The sequence below is a fragment of the Pseudomonas sp. FP1742 genome (assembly GCF_030687145.1).
Lineage (GTDB): Bacteria > Pseudomonadota > Gammaproteobacteria > Pseudomonadales > Pseudomonadaceae > Aquipseudomonas > Aquipseudomonas frederiksbergensis_D.
In genome coordinates this window covers 5,695,136-5,712,998 of the sequence record NZ_CP117460.1, presented here as the reverse complement: position 1 = coordinate 5,712,998, position 17,863 = coordinate 5,695,136, and the positions used below count along the sequence as shown (strand labels likewise).

Annotated in this window: 17 protein-coding genes, 4 tRNA genes and 1 pseudogene; 12 read left to right on the top strand and 10 right to left on the bottom strand. The window is 59.1% G+C overall.

Annotation, left to right across the window (positions count from 1 at the left end):
* Positions 1 to 13 precede the first annotated feature (13 nt).
* From PSH64_RS25870 to PSH64_RS25855, 4 genes are all read right to left on the bottom strand, one after another.
* Positions 14 to 1,360, bottom strand: coding sequence for a sigma-54 dependent transcriptional regulator (locus PSH64_RS25870; RefSeq protein ID WP_305479129.1), 1,347 nt, complete (start codon positions 1,358 to 1,360; stop codon positions 14 to 16).
* The gene (locus PSH64_RS25865) at positions 1,357 to 2,946 is read right to left on the bottom strand and encodes a PAS domain-containing sensor histidine kinase (protein WP_305479128.1); all 1,590 of its coding nucleotides are present in this window, start codon (positions 2,944 to 2,946) and stop codon (positions 1,357 to 1,359) included. The genes PSH64_RS25870 and PSH64_RS25865 overlap by 4 nt, the downstream gene beginning before the upstream one ends.
* Complete coding sequence (locus tag PSH64_RS25860; protein ID WP_105343802.1) at positions 2,936 to 3,169, bottom strand: PP0621 family protein; 234 nt, start codon at positions 3,167 to 3,169, stop codon at positions 2,936 to 2,938. Before PSH64_RS25860 ends, PSH64_RS25865 begins: the two co-directional genes overlap by 11 nt.
* 134 nt (positions 3,170 to 3,303) lie before the next feature.
* Positions 3,304 to 4,326, bottom strand: coding sequence for an outer membrane protein assembly factor BamD (locus PSH64_RS25855; RefSeq protein ID WP_105343804.1), 1,023 nt, complete (start codon positions 4,324 to 4,326; stop codon positions 3,304 to 3,306).
* A 151-nt stretch (positions 4,327 to 4,477) separates the two neighbouring features.
* Between PSH64_RS25855 and rluD the strand changes: the two genes are divergently transcribed.
* The 9 genes and pseudogenes from rluD to PSH64_RS30550 all read left to right on the top strand — a co-directional run bounded on the left by rluD (position 4,478) and on the right by PSH64_RS30550 (position 11,343).
* Positions 4,478 to 5,440, top strand: coding sequence for a 23S rRNA pseudouridine(1911/1915/1917) synthase RluD (rluD, locus tag PSH64_RS25850; RefSeq protein WP_007901932.1), 963 nt, complete (start codon positions 4,478 to 4,480; stop codon positions 5,438 to 5,440).
* The gene (pgeF, locus tag PSH64_RS25845) at positions 5,437 to 6,159 is read left to right on the top strand and encodes a peptidoglycan editing factor PgeF (protein WP_105343806.1); all 723 of its coding nucleotides are present in this window, start codon (positions 5,437 to 5,439) and stop codon (positions 6,157 to 6,159) included. Before rluD ends, pgeF begins: the two co-directional genes overlap by 4 nt.
* 129 nt (positions 6,160 to 6,288) lie before the next feature.
* On the top strand, positions 6,289 to 8,853 hold the full coding sequence (gene clpB, locus PSH64_RS25840) for an ATP-dependent chaperone ClpB (RefSeq protein WP_105343807.1): 2,565 nt from the start codon (positions 6,289 to 6,291) through the stop codon (positions 8,851 to 8,853).
* Positions 8,854 to 9,152: 299 nt separating this feature from the next.
* Positions 9,153 to 9,228, top strand: a tRNA-Asn gene (locus tag PSH64_RS25835).
* A 9-nt stretch (positions 9,229 to 9,237) separates the two neighbouring features.
* Positions 9,238 to 9,314: transfer RNA gene (locus tag PSH64_RS25830), tRNA-Pro, on the top strand.
* Between the two features lie 5 nt (positions 9,315 to 9,319).
* Positions 9,320 to 9,395: transfer RNA gene (locus tag PSH64_RS25825), tRNA-Lys, on the top strand.
* Between the two features lie 95 nt (positions 9,396 to 9,490).
* Positions 9,491 to 9,567: transfer RNA gene (locus PSH64_RS25820), tRNA-Pro, on the top strand.
* Between the two features lie 150 nt (positions 9,568 to 9,717).
* Positions 9,718 to 10,440, top strand: a pseudogene (locus PSH64_RS30555) (MCP four helix bundle domain-containing protein); the annotation flags it as partial.
* 39 nt (positions 10,441 to 10,479) lie between these two features.
* A complete protein-coding gene (locus PSH64_RS30550; RefSeq protein WP_370694486.1) occupies positions 10,480 to 11,343 on the top strand; it encodes a methyl-accepting chemotaxis protein in 864 nt (287 codons plus the stop codon).
* 64 nt (positions 11,344 to 11,407) lie between these two features.
* Here the strand turns inward: PSH64_RS30550 and PSH64_RS25810 are convergent, their stop codons facing one another.
* The 4 genes from PSH64_RS25810 to PSH64_RS25795 all read right to left on the bottom strand — a co-directional run bounded on the left by PSH64_RS25810 (position 11,408) and on the right by PSH64_RS25795 (position 14,467).
* On the bottom strand, positions 11,408 to 11,809 hold the full coding sequence (locus PSH64_RS25810; protein ID WP_305479126.1) for an EF-hand domain-containing protein: 402 nt from the start codon (positions 11,807 to 11,809) through the stop codon (positions 11,408 to 11,410).
* 337 nt (positions 11,810 to 12,146) lie between these two features.
* The gene (locus PSH64_RS25805) at positions 12,147 to 13,445 is read right to left on the bottom strand and encodes an NAD(P)/FAD-dependent oxidoreductase (protein ID WP_105343813.1); all 1,299 of its coding nucleotides are present in this window, start codon (positions 13,443 to 13,445) and stop codon (positions 12,147 to 12,149) included.
* 60 nt (positions 13,446 to 13,505) lie between these two features.
* Positions 13,506 to 13,679 carry a DUF3094 domain-containing protein gene (locus PSH64_RS25800; RefSeq protein WP_007938396.1) on the bottom strand — a complete coding sequence of 58 codons (174 nt, stop codon included), beginning with the start codon at positions 13,677 to 13,679 and terminating at the stop codon, positions 13,506 to 13,508.
* Between the two features lie 161 nt (positions 13,680 to 13,840).
* Complete coding sequence (locus PSH64_RS25795; RefSeq protein WP_007938395.1) at positions 13,841 to 14,467, bottom strand: DUF1780 domain-containing protein; 627 nt, start codon at positions 14,465 to 14,467, stop codon at positions 13,841 to 13,843.
* Positions 14,468 to 14,595: 128 nt separating this feature from the next.
* Between PSH64_RS25795 and PSH64_RS25790 the strand changes: the two genes are divergently transcribed.
* Positions 14,596 to 15,063, top strand: coding sequence for an FAD/FMN-containing dehydrogenase (locus PSH64_RS25790; RefSeq protein ID WP_105343815.1), 468 nt, complete (start codon positions 14,596 to 14,598; stop codon positions 15,061 to 15,063).
* A gap of 26 nt (positions 15,064 to 15,089) precedes the next feature.
* On the opposite strand, the gene PSH64_RS25785 is transcribed toward PSH64_RS25790, so the two are convergent.
* Positions 15,090 to 15,521, bottom strand: a complete 432-nt coding sequence (locus PSH64_RS25785; protein ID WP_105343817.1) for a potassium channel family protein — start codon at positions 15,519 to 15,521, stop codon at positions 15,090 to 15,092.
* Positions 15,522 to 15,543: 22 nt separating this feature from the next.
* Entirely contained in the window at positions 15,544 to 16,647 is a 1,104-nt protein-coding gene (locus PSH64_RS25780; protein WP_105343819.1) for an AI-2E family transporter, read from the bottom strand.
* 243 nt (positions 16,648 to 16,890) lie between these two features.
* Between PSH64_RS25780 and PSH64_RS25775 the strand changes: the two genes are divergently transcribed.
* Positions 16,891 to 17,580, top strand: a complete 690-nt coding sequence (locus PSH64_RS25775) for an energy-coupling factor ABC transporter permease (RefSeq protein ID WP_105343821.1) — start codon at positions 16,891 to 16,893, stop codon at positions 17,578 to 17,580.
* A 63-nt stretch (positions 17,581 to 17,643) separates the two neighbouring features.
* Positions 17,644 to 17,859 carry a hypothetical protein gene (locus PSH64_RS25770; RefSeq protein ID WP_105343824.1) on the top strand — a complete coding sequence of 72 codons (216 nt, stop codon included), beginning with the start codon at positions 17,644 to 17,646 and terminating at the stop codon, positions 17,857 to 17,859.
* Positions 17,860 to 17,863 lie beyond the last annotated feature (4 nt).

The window sequence follows — 17,863 nt, the reverse complement described above, 5'->3', positions numbered from 1 at the left end:
ATCTTTTAACGGTTCAATCCAAACCCAATTTCTTCAGCCTGTAACGCATTGACCGAAATGACAGATTCAAGCGCTGAGCCGCCGCCGTGCGGTTCCAGCGGGTTTCTTCCAGGGCCTGGAGGATGAGTTTGCGTTCGACGTTTTCCAGATAGGCTTCCAGGTTGTCGATCTGCGTCAAATCCGGCACGCCGCCATCGGGGTTGCAGTTGCCTTCGGCCAGGCGCAGATCGCTGGCTTCGATCTGTTTGTTCTCGCACAAGGTGTGAGCCCGCTCGATCATGTTCTCCAATTCCCGCACGTTCCCTGGAAAGCGGTAGTTTTTCAGCGCTTCGAGGGCTTGCGGGTGGAGTTTTGCGGCGGGTTGGCCCGTGCCGGCCGCCAGTCGCCTGAGCATATTGCTGGCTAGAAGCTCAATGTCGTCGCGGCGTTCGCGCAAGGGCGGCACCCGCAGTTCGATCACGTTCAGACGGTAGTACAGGTCCTGACGAAAACGTTCGGCGGCGACTTCGGCATCGAGATCTTTATGAGTGGCGCAGAGGATGCGCACATCGACCACGGTTTCCTGCTGCCCACCGATGCTGCGAACGGCTTTCTCCTGAATCGCCCGCAGCAGTTTGACCTGCATCGCCAGCGGCAGGTCGGCCACTTCGTCGAGGAACAAGGTGCCACCATGGGCGGCCTGGAACAGCCCGGGTTTGTCTTCGATGGCACCGCTGAAACTGCCCTTGCGATGGCCGAAAAATTCGCTTTCCATCAATTCCGACGGAATCGCCCCGCAGTTCACCGGGATGAACGGTCGACTGGCGCGTGGGCCTTGGTCATGGATCAGTCGGGCGACCAGTTCCTTGCCGCTGCCGGACTCGCCGCTGATATACACCGGGGCCTGGCTGCGGGCCAGTTTGTCGATTTGTTTGCGCAGGCTGCGCATTGGCAATGAGTCGCCCAGCAGCCGACGGTCGATGGCGCTGCTGGCGCCGCCTGGCGCTGGCAAGCTCAGGGCGCTGATGACCAGCTCACGCAGGCGGGTGAGGTCGACCGGTTTGGTCAGAAAGTCGAAGGCGCCGGCCTTGAGGGCATTTATAGCGGTCTCCAGGCTGCCGTAGGCGGTGATCATCGCCACCGGCACTTGCGCATAGCGCTGCTGGATGTGTTGTACCAGCGCCAGTCCGGTGCCGTCAGGCAGGCGCATGTCGGTCAGGCACAGGTCGAACGTATCCTGTGCCAGCAGCGCCTGCGCTTCCGCGAGGTTGCGTGCGCTGAAGGTGTCGAGTTTCATCCGTCCCAGGGTGATTTCCAGGAGTTCGCGGATATCCGGCTCGTCGTCGACGATCAGGACTTTTTGCCGTGGGCTCGTGTTCAACTTTGTTTCCGTCCGTGAGCAAAGGTGATGCGAAAGCAGCCGCCGCCTTGGCGTGATTTGAAGTCTAGGCGGGCCTGATTGCTTTCGCACAGCTCACGGGACAGATAAAGCCCCAGGCCAGTGCCCTGGCTGCTGGTGGTGAAGAATGGTTCGAATAAGTGCGTGCGCTGATCCGGCGCCACACCGGGGCCATCGTCCAGGACTTCAAGAGTCGGCAACTGGCTGTCGGGGTCGACAAACAACTCAAGCCAGACTTGCGCCTGATCGTGCTTGAGGGCGCTATGACGCCAGGCATTGCGCAATAAATTGTCGAGAATCTGGGTCAGCTGATTCGGATCCATCAGGGTTTTGAAGTCTCCCGAACCGATGCGCAGATGAATCTGCTGACGGTCGGTCGAGTTTTCGCGGGTTTCGGCGACGAAATGCTCCAGCCACGGCTTCAAATCGAGCCGTTGCGGCACGGTTTGCTGACGGCGAGACAGTTGCAGAACGTTTTCGATAACCCGATTCATGCGCTGAGAGTGGTCTTGAATAATCTGCGTCAGACGTCGATCCGCGCCGTTCAGTTCCTCGGATTCCTGCAGTAACTGCGCGGCATGACTAATGGCGCCCAGCGGATTGCGGATCTCATGGGCAATACCGGCGGTCAGGCGACCGAGGGCGGCGAGTTTCAGTTGTTGCGCCTGTTGGGCGATTTGGGCGAGGTCTTCGAGAAAGACCAGCGTCTGGTGGTGCGGGCTTTGGTCCAGGGCAATGAAGCTCGGTTGCAACTCCAGGCCGTTGCTGGCGATTTTCAGGCTTTGCGGGCGCAGAGTCGGATTGTTGAACCATAGTTGGAGCCGCTCGACCAACGGCATTGAATAGTCGTCAACCAACTGGCCATCCAGTTTTTCCTGTCCCAGTAAGGTCAAGGCGCTGTGATTGGCCAGTTGCACCCGGCGCTGGTCGTCGAGCACCAGAATGCCCGTGCGCATGCGTTGCAGGATCAGTGCGTTGAGCGCTTCCAGGCTGAGTACTTCGCTGGCCCGCTGTTCGGCCAGGGTTTCGCTGACCTCCAGGCGTCGGGTCAAGCCCTGCACCAGCAGTGCCGCGGCAAAACACAGGGCGCCGAGGGTGCCGATTTGCAGGTAATCACTGGGGCTGGCGGGATGGCTGAAACTCAGGATGAAGCTCAAACCCACGATCCCAAGGGCTCCGACTGCTGCGATCAGCAGGCCGATACGCCCGCGTAGCAGGGTATTGCTGATGGCCACTGACACGATCAGCAAATTGCCGATGGCACTGGCCATGCCGCCTGCCGCGTAGAAAAGGCCGCACAGCAGCAGGACATCAACCAGCGCCAGGCTGAACAACTGCGCGGGGTGCCGGGTGTTCCCCAGAAAGACCACCAGCAGGATATTCAGCACCAGATACAACCAGCTGCCATTGCGCAGCAGGTCGTCATTGGCGAACTTCAGCAACTGGTTGTCCATGTTGCTGGAGATCAACAGCACCAGAGTGATGCCGACGCTTAAGCGGTAGAGGTGATAGAGGCGCAGCAGTCGCTGGGCCTGTTTGTTGCCGGGACTGGGCGTCTCAGCGATCACTGGAGCCCGGGCCTTGCTCGAGGTGAGCCTGGCTGCAATACCACTGTTGTTCGAGTTTCAGCGCGCGGTCGCGGGGCAGGTGTACGCCGCAATGAGCGCAGCGAACCATGGGCGGAGCATCTTGCTCGCGGGGTGTGTTGGCGACCGACGTCGGGCCCTTGAACTTGCGCCAGAACCATACGGCCGCGGCAATCAGGGCGATCCAGAACAATAGACGAAGCATGGTGAGCTGCTTTTTGATTAATGAATTGGCAGTTTAGCCAAGGACGGGGCAAGCGCACAGCGCAATACACTCACCCTGAAATCAGGCAATAAAAAGGCGCCTCGAAAGGCGCCTTCCCGTACAACATGCCAGCGTCAGTCAAACACGCCGAAGGTCATGTAGCTGAACCACGAACGGTCGGTGGTGTTGGCTTCGGACTCGTGTTTCTCTTCTTCGATCACATCGCCGTTTTCATCTTTAGGCTTGAGCTCGTTCGGAATCGCGTCCTTGGCATCCTGGAACTGCTTCTGCACGTCCTGGTTGGCGCGGGTTTCGCCCGGCGGCAGCGGCGGACGGGATTCGATCAGGCCCAGGGTGGCCTTGCTCAGCCATGAACGGTTGTCCGCTTCGGCAACCCGCGGTACGAACTGACCGTCCACCAGCGTCGGGTGGTTCGGGTAGTTGAGCTTCAGGGTCTCGAGGCTGGTCGCCGCCAGTTCGTCCAGGTGCAGACGCTGGTAGGACTCGACCATCACCGCCAGGCCGTCACCGACCGAAGGGGTTTCCTGGAAGTTTTCCACCACATAACGACCACGGTTCGCGGCGGCGACATAGGCCTGACGGGTCAGGTAATAGTCGGCAACGTGAATCTCGTAGGCCGCCAGCAGGTTGCGCAGGTAAATCATGCGCTGCTTGGCATCCGGCGAGTAGCGGCTGTTCGGGAAGCGGCTGGTCAGTTGGGCGAACTCATTGTAGGAGTCGCGGGCAGCGCCCGGGTCACGCTTGGTCATGTCCAGCGGCAGGAAACGCGACAACAGACCGACGTCCTGGTCGAAAGAGGTCAGGCCCTTGAGGTAGTAGGCGTAATCCACGTTCGGATGCTGTGGGTGCAGACGAATGAAACGCTCGGCGGCAGACTTCGCAGCCTCAGGCTCGGTGTTCTTGTAGTTGGCGTAGATAAGCTCGAGTTGAGCCTGGTCGGCGTAGCGACCGAACGGATAACGCGACTCCAGGGCCTTCAGCTTGGCTGTGGCGCTGGAGTAACTATTGTTGTCCAGATCGTGCTGAGCCTGCTGGTACAGCTCGACTTCGCTCAGGTTTTCGTCTACGACTTCCTTCGATGAGCAAGCAGCGGTCAATGCGAGGATGGCGATCAGCAGCAGGTGTTTCACTTGCATGGCGGCTTGCGTCCCTATGACGGCCGCTGTCTTGGGCGGGGCCGTCCTGTTATGATGAGTGCCCCGTTGAAAAGCCTCGGGGCAAAAGACGCCGTATTTAACCACAAGCGCGCAGCCGAAACCAAAGGCTGTGCCGACGCCTAGTCTGAGCATGTCCGATAAAATTGAACTTCGCGCAGAGGTGCCGTCCGAATTGGGCGGCCAACGCCTCGATCAAGTCGCCGCACAATTATTCGCTGAGCACTCGCGCTCGCGCCTTTCCGCCTGGATCAAAGACGGCCGCCTGACTGTGGATGGGGCGGTTATCCGCCCGCGAGACATCGTTCACGGTGGCGCCATTCTTGAACTGACTGCCGAGCAGGAAGCTCAGGGCGAATGGATCGCTCAAGACATCGAGCTGGACATCGTCTACGAAGACGACGACATCCTGGTGATCAACAAGCCCGCGGGCCTGGTGGTGCATCCGGCCGCCGGTCACGCCGACGGCACCTTGCTCAACGCCTTGCTGCACCACGTGCCGGACATCATCAATGTGCCCCGCGCCGGTATCGTGCATCGCCTGGACAAGGACACCACCGGTCTGATGGTGGTGGCCAAGACCATTCAGGCGCAGACACAACTGGTCACGCAATTGCAGAGCCGTAGCGTCAGCCGGATCTACGAGTGCATCGTGATTGGTGTAGTGACCGCCGGCGGCAAGATCAACGCGCCGATCGGTCGTCACGGCCAGCAACGCCAGCGCATGGCGGTGATGGAAGGTGGCAAGCAAGCCGTCAGCCATTACCGCGTGCTCGAGCGTTTCCGCTCCCACACTCACGTGCGGGTGAAGCTGGAAACCGGTCGTACGCACCAGATTCGCGTGCACATGGCGCACATCAACTACCCGTTGGTCGGAGATCCTGCCTACGGCGGCCGTTTCCGTATTCCGCCGGCCGCCAGTGTGACCATGGTCGAATCCCTGAAGAACTTCCCGCGTCAGGCGCTGCATGCACGGTTCCTGGAGCTGGATCATCCGACCACCGGTAAACGCATGAGTTGGGAATCGCCACTGCCGGATGACTTCGTCTGGTTGCTGTCGCTGCTCAAGCAAGACCGCGAGGCGTTCATCGGATGACCTGGCTGACGCCTGACTGGCCTGCGCCGGCCAGCGTCAAGGCTTGCGTTACCACCCGTGCGGGCGGCGTCAGTCTGGCGCCGTTCGACAGCCTCAACCTCGGCGATCACGTCGACGACAGCCCTGAAGCCGTCGCCGAAAACCGCCGTCGTCTCACCGATCGTTTCTCGATTCAACCGGCCTGGTTAAAGCAGGTTCACGGCATTGTCGTGGCCCAAGCGGACCCAAACCTGGTAGCCACTGCCGACGCCAGCTGGACGGCAACACCCGGTATCGCTTGCACAGCGATGACCGCCGATTGCCTTCCTGCGCTGTTTTGCGACCGTGCCGGCACCCGCGTCGCTGCCGCCCATGCCGGTTGGCGCGGGCTGGCGGCGGGTGTGCTGGAAGCGACCCTCGACAGTCTGGCTGTACCGCCCGAAGACGTACTGGTCTGGCTCGGCCCGGCCATTGGCCCTCAAGCCTTTGAAGTCGGCCCGGAAGTGCGCGAAACCTTCGTCCAGCAATTGCCTGAAGCCGCCAAAGCCTTCGTGCCGAGCCAGAATGCCGGCAAGTTCATGGCCGACATCTATGAGCTGGCGCGTTTACGTCTGGCCGCTCGCGGGGTTACCGCTGTTTATGGCGGCGGATTCTGTACCGTGACTGATCCTCGCTTCTTTTCTTACCGCCGCAGTCCACGCACCGGCAGGTTTGCCTCTCTGATCTGGCTCGAACGCTAGACTTCTCTGATCTACATCAACTGCACGACGCTTGAATCTCCCAGAATCGACCACATCTATAGCGGTATCTGGCAGGTTTCTTCATTCGGGATGTTTATAGGTCCGGCCTGCTCAAAAGGAAGGTGACCCATGCGTATAGACCGTTTAACCAGCAAGTTGCAGTTAGCCTTGTCCGACGCCCAATCCCTGGCCGTCGGTCTCGATCATCCGGCCATCGAGCCGGCGCATCTGATGCAGGCCATGCTTGAGCAACAGGGCGGTTCGATCAAGCCACTGTTGATGCAGGTGGGGTTCGACGTCAGCAGCTTGCGTAAAGAACTGACCAAAGCACTTGATCAGTTGCCGAAAATCCAGAACCCGACCGGCGACGTGAACATGTCGCAGGATCTGGCGCGCCTGCTCAACCAGGCCGATCGCCTGGCGCAGCAGAAGGGTGACCAATTCATTTCCAGCGAGCTGGTGCTGCTCGCCGCGATGGACGAGAACAGCAAACTGGGCAAATTGCTGCTCGGTCAGGGCGTGAGCAAGAAAGCCCTGGAAAACGCGATCAATAATCTGCGTGGCGGTGAGGCGGTCAATGACGCCAATCAGGAAGAGTCACGCCAGGCGCTGGATAAATACACCATCGACCTGACCAAGCGCGCCGAAGAGGGCAAGCTTGATCCGGTGATCGGCCGTGACGATGAAATTCGCCGCACCATTCAGGTTCTGCAACGCCGCACCAAGAACAATCCGGTGCTGATCGGTGAACCTGGCGTGGGTAAAACCGCCATCGCCGAAGGCTTGGCTCAGCGCATCATCAACGGTGAAGTGCCGGACGGTCTCAAAGGCAGGCGCCTTTTGTCCCTGGATATGGGGGCATTGATTGCCGGTGCCAAATACCGCGGCGAGTTCGAAGAACGCCTCAAGTCCCTGCTCAACGAACTGTCGAAGCAGGAAGGGCAGATCATTCTGTTCATCGACGAATTGCACACCATGGTCGGCGCGGGCAAGGGCGAAGGCTCGATGGACGCCGGCAACATGCTCAAACCGGCATTGGCTCGCGGTGAGCTGCATTGCGTCGGCGCGACCACGCTCAACGAGTACCGTCAATATATAGAGAAGGACGCGGCCCTCGAACGGCGCTTCCAGAAAGTGTTGGTGGACGAGCCGAGCGAAGAAGACACCATCGCCATCCTGCGTGGCCTGAAAGAGCGTTACGAGGTTCACCACAAGGTGGCGATCACCGACGGCGCAATCATTGCCGCGGCCAAGCTCAGTCATCGCTACATCACCGACCGTCAGTTGCCGGACAAAGCCATCGACCTGATCGACGAAGCCGCCAGCCGCATCCGCATGGAGATCGACTCAAAGCCGGAAGTGCTGGACCGTCTGGAACGTCGTCTGATTCAGCTGAAGGTGGAATCCCAGGCGCTGAAGAAAGAAAGCGACGACGCGGCGAAGAAACGTCTGGAAAAACTGCAGGAAGAAATCGCCCGCCACGAGCGTGAGTATTCGGACCTCGAAGAAATCTGGAATTCGGAAAAAGCCGAGGTCCAGGGTTCGGCGCAGATCCAGCAGAAAATCGAACAGTCCCGTCAGGAACTGGAAGCCGCGCGCCGTAAAGGTGATTTGAACCGCATGGCCGAGCTGCAATACGGGGTGATCCCGGACCTGGAGCGCAGCCTGCAAATGGTCGATCAGCATGGCAAAAGCGAAAACCAGTTGCTGCGCAGCAAGGTGACTGAAGAAGAGATCGCTGAAGTAGTGTCGAAGTGGACCGGCATCCCCGTGGCGAAAATGCTCGAGGGCGAGCGCGAAAAACTGATGAAGATGGAAAGCCTGTTGCACCAACGTGTGATCGGCCAGGACGAAGCGGTGATCGCTGTCTCCAACGCGGTGCGGCGTTCCCGTGCCGGGTTGTCCGATCCGAATCGTCCGAGCGGCTCATTCATGTTCCTCGGCCCGACCGGTGTCGGTAAAACCGAGTTGTGCAAGGCGCTGGCCGAGTTCCTCTTTGATACCGAAGAGGCGATGGTGCGGATCGACATGTCCGAGTTCATGGAGAAGCATTCCGTGGCTCGGCTGATCGGCGCGCCACCGGGCTACGTGGGCTATGAGGAGGGCGGTTACCTGACCGAGGCGGTGCGTCGCAAGCCTTACTCGGTGATCCTCCTGGACGAGGTCGAGAAGGCCCACCCGGACGTGTTCAACATCTTGCTGCAAGTGCTCGAAGATGGCCGTTTGACCGACAGCCATGGCCGCACGGTGGATTTCAAAAATACCGTGATCGTCATGACCTCCAACCTGGGCTCGGTGCAGATCCAGGAACTGGTCGGTGATCGTGAAGCGCAGCGCGCGGCGGTGATGGATGCGATTTCCACGCACTTCCGGCCGGAGTTCATCAACCGGGTCGACGAAGTGGTGATCTTCGAACCATTGGCTCGGGATCAGATCGCCGGCATTACCGAGATCCAGTTGGGTCGCCTGCGTAGTCGCCTGACCGAGCGCGAGCTGAAGCTTGAGCTGAGTCCGGAAGCGATGGATAAGCTGATCGCCGTCGGTTACGACCCGGTCTATGGCGCGCGGCCGCTCAAACGGGCGATCCAGCGCTGGATCGAGAACCCGCTGGCACAGCTGATTCTGTCGGGTCGTTTCATGCCCGGAGAGACCGCCAAAGGTGTGGTGGAGAACGACGAAATCGTCTTCGTCTGATCCAAGGCGGCAGCAAATTGAAAGAGGCCTCGCATTGCGAGGCCTTTTTTTCGATAGGCTGTTGAACTGAAAGGAAAATGCTTGTAAAGTGCGCCCCGCAGTAAGTCACCCCGAGAGGGTTTCTGCTCCCCAAGCAGGAATCTGAAATAAGTTGCAAATCATTAACTTGAAAGCAATTTAGGGGGTTGACAGAGGTGCTTAAGATTGTAGAATAGCGCGCCTCAGACACACGAACGCAGCGATGCGAACGGGTCGAAGAGGTGAAGCAAGCTTCACAGTTGTAAATTGAAATATGTAGTTCCGTGATAGCTCAGTCGGTAGAGCAAATGACTGTTAATCATTGGGTCCCAGGTTCGAGTCCTGGTCACGGAGCCAATTTCAAACCGGGGTATAGCGCAGTCCGGTAGCGCGCCTGCTTTGGGAGCAGGATGTCAGGAGTTCGAATCCCCTTACCCCGACCATTTTTGGGTCGTTAGCTCAGTTGGTAGAGCAGTTGGCTTTTAACCAATTGGTCGTAGGTTCGAATCCCACACGACCCACCATTTTTGAAACCAGTTAACGCTGGAATCGAATCTTAAGATCAGACGCCAAAAGCTCTGTTCGCAGAAGGCGCCTTTCAAGGGTGCCTTTTTTTTACCGGGGTATAGCGCAGTCCGGTAGCGCGCCTGCTTTGGGAGCAGGATGTCAGGAGTTCGAATCCCCTTACCCCGACCATACTAAAAATCCTCGTATCGAAAGATACGGGGATTTTTTTTGCCTGCGAAAAAACAGATTGCTTCAAGTCATCGTACAACTTGCCGATAACGAGCTAACAGGCCACGGACAGGGCCTCCACTCCAGCCAATAAAAACAAAGGCGCTCGTTATGTTTCTTCGTCAGCTGAATATTGCCCCTCGCGCCGCGCTGGGTTTTGCCTTGATCGCGGTGCTGGTGGCATTACTCGGAATGTTTGCACTGGGGCAGATGTCGAGCATTCGCGACAGCGAGGTGGCAGTGGAGACCCAATGGCTGCCGAGCATTCGCGGCGGTGACGAGATCCGCGAGCTCATGTTGCGCATCCGTACCATTTCCCTGCGCATGGCCCTGGATCAGGATCCGAAGAACATCGCCACTTATCGCAGCCAGATGGACACGCGCGACAAGGAGTTGAGCGAAAAAATCGCCGCCTATGACAAACTGGTCACTACCGCTGAGGGCCAGCAGTTGTATGACCAGTTCAAAAAAACCTTCACCGCCTACCGCAGCGGCATCGCCCAATCCTTCACCCTCGCTGAGCAAGGGAAGCGTGAAGAGCTGACCAAACTGCTGCTGATCGACATGAAGACCGTTGTCGACGGTTCGGGCAAACAGCTCAACGATCTGGCGGAACTGTTCACCCGGCAAGTGGCCGCCGAGAGCCAGAAATCCCAAGAGCACTATGCCAACTCCCGGATGATCGTCAGCCTGTTCATTGCCCTCGCGGCGCTGGCCACGGTCGGACTTGCGATGCTGTTGACCCGCAGCATCGTCAGACCCTTGGCAGAGGCGTTGAACGCTGCGGAAAACGTGGCGCGAGGCGATCTGACCCGCCCTATCGAAACCCATGGCAACGACGAAGTGAGCCGCTTGCTCAAGGCGCTGGCGACCATGCAACACAACCTGCGTGAAACCTTGCAGGGCATCAGCGGTTCGGCGGCACAATTGGCGACGGCAGCCGAGGAATTGAATATGGTCACCCTCGACAGCACCCAGAATCTGCAACAGCAGAACAACGAGATTGAGCAAGCGGCGACGGCCGTCACCGAAATGACCACCGCGGTGGAGGAGGTCGCACGCAATGCGGTCTCTACCTCCGATGCCACGCGCCAATCCAGTGAGTCGGCACACGTTGGTCAGCAGCGAGTGAGCGAAACCGTGACTGCCATCAGTGCCCTTGCCAGCGATGTGCAGACAACTGGCGGCTTGGTGCAATCATTGGCCAACCAGTCCCAGGACATCGGCAAGGTGCTGGATGTGATTCGTGCCATTGCCGAACAGACCAACCTGCTGGCTCTCAACGCGGCCATCGAAGCGGCGCGCGCGGGCGAAAGCGGTCGAGGTTTCGCGGTGGTTGCCGACGAAGTGCGCGCCTTGGCGTACCGCACGCAACAGTCGACTCAGGAAATCGAACAAATGGTTCAGGGCATGCGCACTGGTGCAACCCAGGCGCTGGACTCCATGCAAGCCAGCTCCTCGCGGGCAGCCAGCACCCTGGCGTTGGCGGAGCATGCGGGCGAAGCGCTGCAGACCATCACCGCCTCGGTTCATCAGATCCACGAACGCAACCTGGTGATCGCCAGCGCCGCCGAGGAGCAGGCGCAAGTGGCGCGTGAAGTTGACCGCAACCTGGTGAACATTCGCGATTTGTCGGTACGCTCCGCTGCCGGTGCGGATCAGACCAGCGCCTCCAGCCATGAGTTGTCGCAGTTGGCCAACTCGTTGCGGACCATGGTGCAGCGCTTTCAGGTGTAAATCCGCCAGACAAAAAAAAGGCCCCGCTTCTGGATGCAGGAGCGGGGCGTGGGTCCACAAGGGCTTAGCTGTTGTCTTTCAGGTGCTCGAACAGGCCCTTCGGCATTTTTTTGCCATTGGCTTCGTAATTGGCTTTCACATTGTTAAACGCTTCCTGTTCGTCGATTTGACCGTCATGGTTGGTGTCGATCTTGTCGAAGTCAGCCTTGGGCGCGACCTTCTGGAACTCGGCACGGGAAACCTTACCGTCGCCATCGGTGTCGGTTTTGGCCATCGAGGCATCGCCGCACTTGCCTTCGCCACATTTGCCTTCAGGCGTCTTCACCACCTGTTCCGCCGAGGCCAGCAGGTAGCCTTGAGTCAGTGGCTGCGCGGCGAAGACAGAGCCGGACAGCATCAGGCCGCCAGCGAATACGGCACCAAGCAGGCCTACGGTGTTTTTGCTGAGAGTAGTGGTACGGGACATTACAAATCTCCTGGGTTGCACAACACAACCGCTCGATAAAGGACGCCACGCAAGTGCGGCGATGACCGAAGCAGGCGGTGCCTTGCTCGGGTGTGGCCATTTAGCGGGGGTGGTGTATCGCTACTGTGTCGCGCAAGGGGGAGTTTGTAAGCGAAGGGGTGAAATCGTGGGGAAGATACAGTGGGACACAGAAGTGTTCACGAGATAGACCGAGGCGCCTGCCTCGTGGGCAAGCCACGCTCCCACGGTAGATCTTTGTTGCTCGCACATTTTCGTACGACGCAGATCCTGTGGGAGCGGGCTTGTCCGCGATGAGGCCCTGACAGGCGCTGAATATTTAGTGCAGCTTGAGCCGCGGCTCAGTCCCGCGGCCAATCTTGCTGCCCAGCATCAGCATCGCCGTGCGGAACGCGCCATACAGCGCCATCTGGTGCATGCGGTACAGCGACACGTAAAACATCCGCGCCAGCCAGCCCTCAAGCATCACGCTGCCGGTGAGGTTGCCCATCAAGTTACCCACAGCCGAAAAACGCGACAGCGAAATCAGCGAGCCATAGTCGGTGTATTTGTATTCCGGCAGGGCCTTGCCTTCGATCCGTAGTTTCAGCGATTTGGCCAGCAACGAAGCCTGTTGGTGGGCCGCCTGGGCACGCGGCGGCACATTGCGGTCGCTGCCCGGTTGCGGGCAGGCCGCGCAGTCGCCGAAGGCGAAGATGTTCTCGTCGCGGGTGGTTTGCAGGGTCGGCAGCACTTGCAGCTGGTTGATGCGGTTGGTTTCCAGGCCGTCGATGTCCTTGAGGAAACCCGGTGCGCGAATCCCGGCGGCCCAGACTTTCAGGCTGGCGCTGATCACTTGGCCGTCGGCGGTAATCAGGCTGTCGGCGGTCACTTCACTGACCGCGGCATTGGTCATGACGTTGACCCCGAGTTTTTCCAGGGTTTTATGCACAGGCCCGCCGATCCGTTCAGGCAGGGCCGGGAGTACCCGTGGTCCGGCTTCGATCAGGGTGATGTGCATGTTCTCCGGCTTGATTCGATCCAGACCATAAGCCGCCAGCTCATGGGCGGCGTTGTGCAGTTCCGCCGCCAGTTCGACCCCGGTGGCCCCGGCGCCGACGATGGCCACGCTGATCTGTTGCAGCGTGTCGGTCTGCCCGGCGTGGGCACGCAGGTAGTGATTGAGCAGTTGCTGATGGAAGCGCTCGGCCTGCTTGCGGGTGTCGAGGAACAGGCAGTGCTGCGCCGCGCCTTGAGTACCGAAGTCATTGGTGGTGCTGCCGACGGCGATTACCAGCGAGTCGTAAGGCACTTCCCGCGCGGGTACCAGCTCCAGGCCGGCCTCGTCGTAAGTGGCGGCCAGCTGGATTTTCTTCTGCGTGCGATCGAGCCCGCTCATGCGCCCCAGCTGGAACTCGAAGTGGTTCCATTTTGCCTGGGCGACATAGTTGAGTTCGTCTTCGGAAGAGTTCAGGGAACCTGCCGCCACTTCGTGCAACAGCGGTTTCCAGATGTGGGTCAGGTTCGCGTCGACCAGCATCACACTGGCCGTGCCGCGCTTGCCCAGAGTCTTACCCAGACGGGTAGCCAACTCCAGACCGCCGGCGCCGCCGCCAACGATAACAATACGATGAGTCATGGGGATATCTCGCAAGGCTAAAAGAAATCGGTGCAATTACCCGAGCGAGCGCCAGGCAGCTCATAGCGTCAGGTAACTGATCAAGCGGCTCAACAGGCCTAAACCAATGGTCACTGCCAACACCACCACCAGGAGCATCCACGGCCGGAAAGGCCGGCGCTCGACTTGGTGCTGGGACAGGTGCAGGTACTCTTCGACATGCTTTTGGTCGTCGGGGTTCAGGCGGCTGGTCATAAAGGCCTCGTCAGGTAGACGTAGCTGAATGTGCAGACGTTACAGCGGTTTGTCTGCGAGCGTTGAACGGTGCATGTGGTTCGGGTGAATGATTGCGCTTTGTAACATTCGGCCAGTGATTGCGCCATCCCGTGCAGTGTTGCCGGTAACTGTGGCGCTGCTCACAGGCTGATCCCCACGTCGAAGACGATGCTGCGGCCCAGATTGCTGCGCAGGAAGTCCGGGGCATCCGGGTGGGCGAAGAGCACGCGGGCGAAGGTCGGGCCGACCAGCGACAACGAACGCCAGCCCTGGCGCAGGTATTCGGTGGGTGGTGGAAAGTGGCTGTTGAGGTCCAGCACTTCGCGCTTGAGGCTGGCGAAGGCGATGATGTCCAGATCCCCCAGGTCCATGCCGCGTTCTTTGTAGTTGTGGGCTTTTTTGCGCAAGGTCGGCGCCAGTCTCAGCAGGAACTCATTGGCCGGGATGCGCCGGGGCTTGGCCTCGCGGCGCACCAGCTGGCTCAGGGAAAACGCGCTGCGCCGGCGTTGCAGTTCATCGCGCCATTCATCGTTGAGGCGCCGGCCCTCGTCGAGCACGAAGAACACCTCGAAATTCGCATCGCGAAACAGCACGTCCGGCGGCTCCCCGGCGGGGGCAAACTCGTCGGCGCGGTAGGGAATGTTCAGGCCTTGCAGCAGGCGCTGGCAAACCCAACGCTCACGCTCCCATTTGCGGGCATTGGAAAGGAACGTGTTGGCTTGCTCGGCCGCAATGGTCAGCAGGCGTAAATAATCTGAGTCGTCCATAGGCCCAAGCTTAGCGTTCATTTGCGACAAGCAGAAAGCGTGAAATGGTAAACAGGGGCACTGGGCACCCGGAACGGGCGGTGTAGACTGATGGCCATTACGCATATGCGCTCGAACGAGGATAGAACGTGAAATATTGGCCGGTGTTATTGCTCAGTCTCCTGCCTCTTTGGGCCCAGGCGCTGGAGGTTGGCGAGCGCCTGGCGCCGTGGACCTTGCTTGATCAGTTCGATCAGGCCTTCACGCTCGATAACCAGACTCGGACGCTGCTGGTGGCGCGTAGCATGGACGCCGCCAAACTGGTCGACGCCGCTTTGCAGGGCCAGCCCAAGGGCTACCTGGAGGCTCGACACGCGGTATTTGTCGCGGATATCCAGCGCATGCCTCGACTGATCGCGAAAATGTTCGCAGTACCGGCCATGCGCGATTATCCCTATCGAGTGATGCTTGACCGTGATGGTCGCGTGGCACCCCGTTACCCCGGCGCCGTGGATAAAGTGCTGTGGCTGCAGCTCAAGGACGGTCAATTGGTGGGTAAGCACGAATACGCCACGGCGGCACAATTGCGCGAGGCGCTGGAGAAGGCCCGGCCATGATCGGCGCGTGCCTATGGGCGTTGACGCTACTGTAGCCTGTCCATGTTGTGCTTTATGACATCCATCACCGCAGCGGTCATCACCGAGGTGGAGACACCAAACATCAGAATACCGTTGGCTGCCTCCAATGGGCCAAGCAGACGCCAGCGAGAGGACATGATGATGTCTCCGTAGCCCAGCGTGGCGAAATTGACTGCCGAGTGATACAGCGCGGTAGTGAACTCGTCGAATTCGTCGAGCAGCATGAACAGCGTGGCCCAGATGGCGATCTGCACAAAATTACTGAACAGCATCAGCAGCATGACCATCGACAACAACAGGATATTCAGCCATTGCGTTTCAGGCGGTTTGGAATGCCTGAAACGCACGTATTGACGCAGGCATATCGTCACGAAAATGGCTTGCATCAGCAGGCAGAACAACATCACGGGAACGCCGGCCAGTAAATTCAACAGCATGGGAATATCCTCGGCCGCCGTATCAGGTCTGTCCCTGGTGGTCTGGCCCGGGTTCTTGCGCTTGATCGTCCACCCATTGCCAGAACAGCCGATAGCCGACCGCCAGTATCACGGGGCCGATAAACAGGCCGAGGATACCGCTCGTGACCATGCCGCCCAAGGCACCGATCAGCACCACAGGCATCGGCACATCGACACCTCGACCGAGCAGCAACGGCTTGAGGACGTTATCGACCAGGCCCGCAACGAAGACATAGATGGCAAACACAATGGTCGCCGTACTGGCACCTTCGTTCGCGAAGACGTAGACGATGACCGGAAGGGTAATCAGGGTGGCCGGTAATTGCATGATGCCAATAAGCAGCACCGCCAAGGCGAGAAGACCTGCGCCGGGGATGCCCATGGACACAAAGCCGATGCCGACCAACAGCATCTGAATGAAGGCGATGCCGACCACGCCCAACGCCACTGCCCGGATGGTCGCGGTGCACAGCTCGGTGATTTTCGGTCCCTTGACCGGACCGCAGAAGCGCGAAGCGATTTGCACTGCGCTGCGGTGGCCACTTTCACCATAGGCTAAAAAAATACCGGCAATAATCAGGGCGAAGATAAATAAAAGGAGCCCCATGCCGGCACCCGCCAGCTTGCTCAGCAGGGAGAGGCTGACACCTTTGATTTGCGGTATGAACTTCTGTAACAGGTCGGGCAGGTCGGTGACGGCTTGTGTCCATAAGCTATGAAGAGGTTTCCCCACGAGTGGCCAGCCGGCTACCGCATCGGACGGCGGGGGGATATGGAAACTGTCACTTTTGACCATGCTCATCGCCCTCTCCACGGAATCTGCAATCGAGGTTCCCAACAAATAGGCAGGCACCATGAGGATACTGATGGCGATCAGCACGATCAGCGTCGCGCTGAGCCCATCCTTGTTTCCCAGCAGGCCTTTGAACCTGACGTGCGATGGGTAGAGGGTGATTGCCAGGATTATCGACCACAGCATCAGATCGAGGAATGGACTGAATATCTGGAAGCAGAAAACCACCAGAACGGCAATCAACCCGGCACGAATCAGTACATCGAGCAGACTGCGGGAAAAAGCCTTTTCGGAAATAGGTGTGGGAACCATTGTTTTTCCTCCTGTAGGTAGGAGCAAAGGCATGAGCTGGGTAAGTCCAGCATAGACGTGCTCCTCGTCACAGGTTGCTCTGGTTCAAGACTCTCTTTCCCCGCCCAACGCCCGGTGCGGTGGCCGCCATCGCCATTACCGCAGCAACGGATATGCCCCCCACGCCCCTCCGGAGCAAAGTCAAAGGGCGGTGTAGACTGAGGGCCTGTTCTCTTCTGGCCAGACAAGGGAGTGTGCCCAGCCATGATCGGTGCCGAGTTACTGTCATCCGAAACCCTCACGGTGGGGTGGCTGATCTATGTTCCGGTGCTGATCTGGGCAGTTACGCGAGCGCCATGGGTCGAGTTATTCAGCGACAGCCGCCGTCAGCATCTGTTATTAGGCACAGTGTTCGCGCTGTTCATGCTGTGGCTGGTGCGGCGGGACTTCGATACCGGCGTGTCCTATCACTTCATTGGCATGACGGCCGTGACGTTATTGCTGGATTGGCCATTGGCAATTATCGGTGGGCTGGTCGCGCAAGCGGGGTTGGTGTTGCTCGGGCGTCAGGACCTGGCCGCTGTCGGGGTCAATGGCGTGTTGCTGATTCTGCTGCCGGTGCTGGTCACCGAGTGCTGCGCGATCCTGGTGGAGCGTGCACAGCCGCGTAATCCCTTCGTGTACATCTTTTGTTCCGGTTTTTTGGCTGCGGCATTGTCGGCTTTGTTGTGCCTGATCCTGGCGCTCACGTTACTGTGGTACGACGAGCGATTCGCCATGCCGTACTGGCTGGAAGATTTTGTCGGTTACCTGTGGTTGCTGATTTTTCCGGAGGCGTTCATCAACGGCATGGTGGTCAGCGCACTGGTGGTGTTCTGTCCCGAATGGCTGGAGACGTTCAATCGCACGCGCTATCTATCGGCGCCCTGGAAAGATGACGATCCCAAATCTTGATCCACATCAAATCCAAAAAACGTTGACGAATCCATGCTTCGGAAAACTTTCAGGAGCATCGAAATGAGTGTCTACGAGTGGGCCAGGCAGGAGTTGCGTCAGAGTCTGGATGTGGCGCAAGAGGTGGGCTTCGATCCGGGATTGAGCCTGCGCGCCTTGCTCAGTGCGGTGGTGCAGCAGAGCAAGGCGGTACGCGATATCGAAGACCTGGCCGATGAGTTGCGGTTTCTCGCCGAGAACCTCGACGAGGGACAGGACTATGGCTTTATGCGGCCCTGATGGC

Coding starts and splice junctions, on each gene's coding strand:
- PSH64_RS25860 (WP_105343802.1), bottom strand. CDS start 3,169: ATGCTTCGTCTATTGTTCTGGATCGCCCTGATTGCCGCGGCCGTATGG.
- PSH64_RS25805 (WP_105343813.1), bottom strand. CDS start 13,445: ATGACTCATCGTATTGTTATCGTTGGCGGCGGCGCCGGCGGTCTGGAG.
- PSH64_RS25775 (WP_105343821.1), top strand. CDS start 16,891: ATGATCGGTGCCGAGTTACTGTCATCCGAAACCCTCACGGTGGGGTGG.
- pgeF (WP_105343806.1), top strand. CDS start 5,437: ATGACCTGGCTGACGCCTGACTGGCCTGCGCCGGCCAGCGTCAAGGCT.
- PSH64_RS25810 (WP_305479126.1), bottom strand. CDS start 11,809: ATGTCCCGTACCACTACTCTCAGCAAAAACACCGTAGGCCTGCTTGGT.
- PSH64_RS25780 (WP_105343819.1), bottom strand. CDS start 16,647: ATGGTTCCCACACCTATTTCCGAAAAGGCTTTTTCCCGCAGTCTGCTC.
- PSH64_RS25855 (WP_105343804.1), bottom strand. CDS start 4,326: ATGCAAGTGAAACACCTGCTGCTGATCGCCATCCTCGCATTGACCGCT.
- PSH64_RS30550 (WP_370694486.1), top strand. CDS start 10,480: ATGCAACACAACCTGCGTGAAACCTTGCAGGGCATCAGCGGTTCGGCG.
- clpB (WP_105343807.1), top strand. CDS start 6,289: ATGCGTATAGACCGTTTAACCAGCAAGTTGCAGTTAGCCTTGTCCGAC.
- PSH64_RS25770 (WP_105343824.1), top strand. CDS start 17,644: ATGAGTGTCTACGAGTGGGCCAGGCAGGAGTTGCGTCAGAGTCTGGAT.
- PSH64_RS25795 (WP_007938395.1), bottom strand. CDS start 14,467: ATGGACGACTCAGATTATTTACGCCTGCTGACCATTGCGGCCGAGCAA.
- rluD (WP_007901932.1), top strand. CDS start 4,478: ATGTCCGATAAAATTGAACTTCGCGCAGAGGTGCCGTCCGAATTGGGC.
- PSH64_RS25800 (WP_007938396.1), bottom strand. CDS start 13,679: ATGACCAGCCGCCTGAACCCCGACGACCAAAAGCATGTCGAAGAGTAC.
- PSH64_RS25785 (WP_105343817.1), bottom strand. CDS start 15,521: ATGCTGTTGAATTTACTGGCCGGCGTTCCCGTGATGTTGTTCTGCCTG.